Origin of the sequence: Nocardioides cremeus (assembly GCF_030518195.1) — a bacterium.
Lineage (GTDB): Bacteria > Actinomycetota > Actinomycetes > Propionibacteriales > Nocardioidaceae > Nocardioides > Nocardioides cremeus.
Map to the genome: position 1 here is coordinate 1 of NZ_JAULSC010000412.1, position 227 is coordinate 227.

The window sequence follows — 227 nt, forward strand, 5'->3', positions numbered from 1 at the left end:
TCGGCGAGCCGAGCGACCGTGACGGCGCGACCGGGGCGCTGCCGCCCGACCTGGCCGCGGCGCTCTTGCCAGTGGCGCGCTGCACGGTCGCGTGCGGGCGCGCCGTGGGGCACTTCGCCGCCGTCGGCGCCGCTCGGCCCGGCGCCGGGCCGGTCGAGACCCTGCTCGCGCTGGTGGGCCGGGCCTGACAGGTGGGGCCTGACTGGACCGGGCCGGGCGTTCCCGGG

Annotated in this window: 1 protein-coding gene; it reads left to right on the forward strand. The window is 81.5% G+C overall.

The genetic code is table 11. The annotated features are described in order from the left end of the window. Positions 1–188: hypothetical protein (locus tag QWJ41_RS21550; protein ID WP_302710546.1), on the forward strand; the 188-nt coding region annotated here is incomplete at its 5' end. Between the last annotated feature and the right edge of the window lie 39 nt (positions 189–227).